Here is a 3,195-nt window from a genome sequence, read left to right on the forward strand (position 1 = left end):
CGGCTGCAAAGCGGCCGCGACGGTCCATTTTTCACCGGCTTTTTGCCCCATAGCTACGGCTATGAGGCTGCAAACCCGGCAAAAACTGTCCTCGCCGGGGCCACTTCTCGCTTCGACGCCTTCTGCCGCCCAGACTCCTAGCCCCAGGCCCCAGCCCTTAACCCTGGCGCCAGAAAATGTAATCAGCCTGGTAGGGGAGGGTCAGCTTTTCGCCGGTGTTGAGCGCAGCGCAAGGCTTGGCTTTTTCAACGCCGCCCTTGGTGTTGACACGCTGGATAAAGCTGATGCCCTGCAAGGCGCCTGCACCCATGGATGGCTCGGCGCGCGAAAGCTGCAGTGGCAGTGTGAATTCGCCGTTTGGCGCCACGGCAATCTGCGTGCCGACGACGCTGGAGCCGTCAATATGTTTGAAAGTGGCGGGCGGGCCGGAATAAGCCACCACGTCCTTGCCGGTGCGGTCCAGCAGATTGGCCTGTGGGCTCACCAGCACCCAGCCGTAGGGGCCGGTGGCGGTGGATTTGCATTCGTAGTTGAGGATGCCGGTGGCGCGCGTTTCCAGGGCCACCGTGTTGCCGACGGGCACCATCACGGCTTGTGGCAGGCGGTCCTGGCTGTATACCTTGGGCAGCGGCGGGGCGCTGGAGCAAGCGGCCATGATCAGGGCGGTGCCACCGGCCATTAGCGTGGTGCAGAGCAGGTTTTTGCCGACGGTACGGAATTTGGTGTTGGTGTTTTTCATCGTTTCCCCAGTTTGTTTTTTTGCCAGATGCCAGTAGAGCTGGGAATGATGTAAGCGGTTGTAGGACGCCTGACCGGCGTAATGCAAGGCAACAGCGCTTCATGACGCATGGCGGGCTGCACTGCGGGCAGGCGCAAAAAAGCCCACAGGCCGCATGCGGCCTGTGGGCTAAAACCAGCTCCGCCTAACTTCAGAGCTGGCCGCTCACCATCAGAAACGAGTTCAGGGGCGAGCTTCCCGGAGAGAAATCCGCAGGGCTTACATGGCCTTGTAAAAGATGTAGTCGGCCTGGTACTTGACGATCTGTTTGGCATTCAGGTTGCCGGGAGCGCAAGGCATGGCCGGGGCGACGCCGCCGCGGGTGTCCACGCGCTGGATGAAGGTCACGCCCTGCATGGCGCCCGAGCCCATGGCAGGGTTGGCCTTGACGAGTTGCAGCGGGATGCTGCCGGCCATGTGGGGTGCAACGGCGACCTGCACGGCGGTCAGCTTGGAGCCGTCCATGGCTTCCCACGTGGCGGGTGGGCCGTAGTATTTGCCGACCTGTTTGCCGCTGCGGTCATTGAGCTTGGCGTCGGGGCCGACAAACACCCATTCGAACTGGCCGGCCATGTCTTTTTTGACGCTGCACTGGTAGGTGATCTCGCCCACGCCCACGGTTTCCAAAGCGACCTTGTTGCCGGCAGGCACTTGCACGGCGGCGGGCAGTGCGGCCTGCGAGTAGGTCGGCATCTTGGGGGACATGCTGCCGCAGGCGGCGATCAGCGAAACGGCGGCAATGGCGATGGCGGTACGGATCATCATTGGAAAACTCCTGGTTAAGTGAAAAGTGAGCTGGCCGATGCCAGCCAGTTTGTTGTCAGCCCCTGTGCACGTCTGTTTTGACGAGGCCATGCATGGCGCCCTGAAACACTTACGCAAGCAGATCGGAGCTGGATTCAAGCCGGGGCAAAAAAAACTGCACAAAGTCACGTGAACGAGCTGCGGCGGCTGGCGGCCACAGGTCGGTGTGACAGGTTTTACTGCCCGAAGCGCGGACCGTCTTTGAGAAACTCGAATTCCAGCGCCGTGTTGGTGCGTGCTAGCGCATTGTTGCGGTACGGAAAGCGGCCCAGGCGCGCAATGATGTCGCGGTGCTGCTCGGCAAAACGCAGGTTACCGGTCAGGCTGACGCGCAGGTTTTCAGGCACCTCCTCGGTCAGTTGGCGAAAGCGGCGCACGCCTTCTTCCTGCAGCGGCAGGTCTTCGGCGTGCATCAGCGGCATGTACAAAAACACGCGGCCGACCCAAGGCAGTTGCGTGTCCATGCCTTGCGCCAAAGCGTCGGCCACCAGGCGCTGGGCGCGCTCGTCGCCGGCAAAGGCCTGGGCCTTGCTGCGAAACATGTTGCGCGGAAACTGGTCGAGCAAGATCACCAGCGCCAGCCGGTCCAGGGGGTCGGCCTCCCAGTCGGTCAGGCCACCGCCCAGCGCTTGCGTGACCACTGCACCGAAGCGCTCGGCGATCTGCTGGTCCAGCTCGGATTTGCCGCCGAACCACTGCTTGCCCATGTCGCCGCTGGGCCAGCCGGAGGCAAAGTTATCGCCGAGCCAGAAATCAAGGACGGATGCGGGGGTGACGGGATCAGGCATGGCGGCGGTCCGAATAAGGGCGCTTACATCGCCCGGAACTGCTGACTGTACAGCCGGCTGACCGCCAGCTTGTCTGGCCGGCCACGCAGGCTCAGGGAAAGCTTGCCGGCGTCGTCGCGTTGCACATTGTCGATGGTCTGGGCTTGCACCACCGTACCGCAGCGGATCTGCTGCCGCAGCAAACACCGACAGTGCGGTGCGCTCGCTGGGCCAATGGCAGGCCGTGCCGTGCCGAGCACCCAGCCCTGGCCTTCACGCGCACTGGGGGAACGCGGGACATACACATGTTCTTCCGCTATCCAGCCATCACCGTAGCCGTGGCGTTTTTGCTGCTCGCCGTGCAGCGCCAGCACGCTGTCAAAGCCGTCCACCCGCGCGTTCATCTCGCGGCTGCGTGCCAGCAAGGCGGTGAACTGCGTGGGCAGCCCGTTGCGGGCAGGGTGAATGCGCGGAAACTCGACGCCGTCCAGGCCCAGGGCCTGCATTTGCGCCTGGCCAATGGCCGGGTTGAGCCTGATCTGTGTCCCTTGCGTGGCGCGCGTCTTTGGATCGCTGCGGCGGACTTTGCCGAAGGGCCGACCTCGCCCGATAGTAACTTGCGACGAAGTGCGGACTGCGTGGCGTGAAATGCAGCCGGGCGGCGTGAACGGGTGGCTCTAGGAGCCTGGGCGGCAGAAGGAACGTCGGCTGCAAAGCGGCCGCGCCGGTCCATTTTTCACCGGCTTTTTGCCCCATAGCTACGGCTATGAGGCTGCAAACCCGGCAAAAACTGTCCTCGCCGGGGCCACTTTTCGCTTCGACGCCTTCTGCCGCCCAGACTCCTAG

4 protein-coding genes are annotated in these 3,195 nt (G+C 63.2%); all 4 read right to left on the minus strand.

What is annotated here, in order from left to right:
* Positions 1-157 precede the first annotated feature (157 nt).
* Entirely contained in the window at positions 158-739 is a 582-nt protein-coding gene (locus Q8O29_RS13305) for a DUF3455 domain-containing protein (protein WP_305563547.1), read from the minus strand.
* A gap of 258 nt (positions 740-997) precedes the next feature.
* Positions 998-1,543 carry a DUF3455 domain-containing protein gene (locus tag Q8O29_RS13310; RefSeq protein WP_305563549.1) on the minus strand — a complete coding sequence of 182 codons (546 nt, stop codon included), beginning with the start codon at positions 1,541-1,543 and terminating at the stop codon, positions 998-1,000.
* 215 nt (positions 1,544-1,758) lie between these two features.
* Positions 1,759-2,370 carry a DUF924 family protein gene (locus tag Q8O29_RS13315; RefSeq protein WP_305563551.1) on the minus strand — a complete coding sequence of 204 codons (612 nt, stop codon included), beginning with the start codon at positions 2,368-2,370 and terminating at the stop codon, positions 1,759-1,761.
* 23 nt (positions 2,371-2,393) lie between these two features.
* Positions 2,394-2,999, minus strand: a complete 606-nt coding sequence (locus tag Q8O29_RS20390; RefSeq protein ID WP_371134239.1) for a carotenoid oxygenase family protein — start codon at positions 2,997-2,999, stop codon at positions 2,394-2,396.
* Positions 3,000-3,195 lie beyond the last annotated feature (196 nt).

The sequence above is a fragment of the Polaromonas sp. genome (genome assembly GCF_030689685.1).
Classification (GTDB): domain Bacteria; phylum Pseudomonadota; class Gammaproteobacteria; order Burkholderiales; family Burkholderiaceae_C; genus Polaromonas.

What these genes read in the sequence shown, in the direction of transcription:
- Q8O29_RS13315 (WP_305563551.1), bottom strand. Translation starts at nt 2,370, where the DNA reads ATGCCTGATCCCGTCACCCCCGCATCCGTCCTTGATTTCTGGCTCGGC.
- Q8O29_RS13310 (WP_305563549.1), bottom strand. Translation starts at nt 1,543, where the DNA reads ATGATGATCCGTACCGCCATCGCCATTGCCGCCGTTTCGCTGATCGCC.
- Q8O29_RS13305 (WP_305563547.1), bottom strand. Translation starts at nt 739, where the DNA reads ATGAAAAACACCAACACCAAATTCCGTACCGTCGGCAAAAACCTGCTC.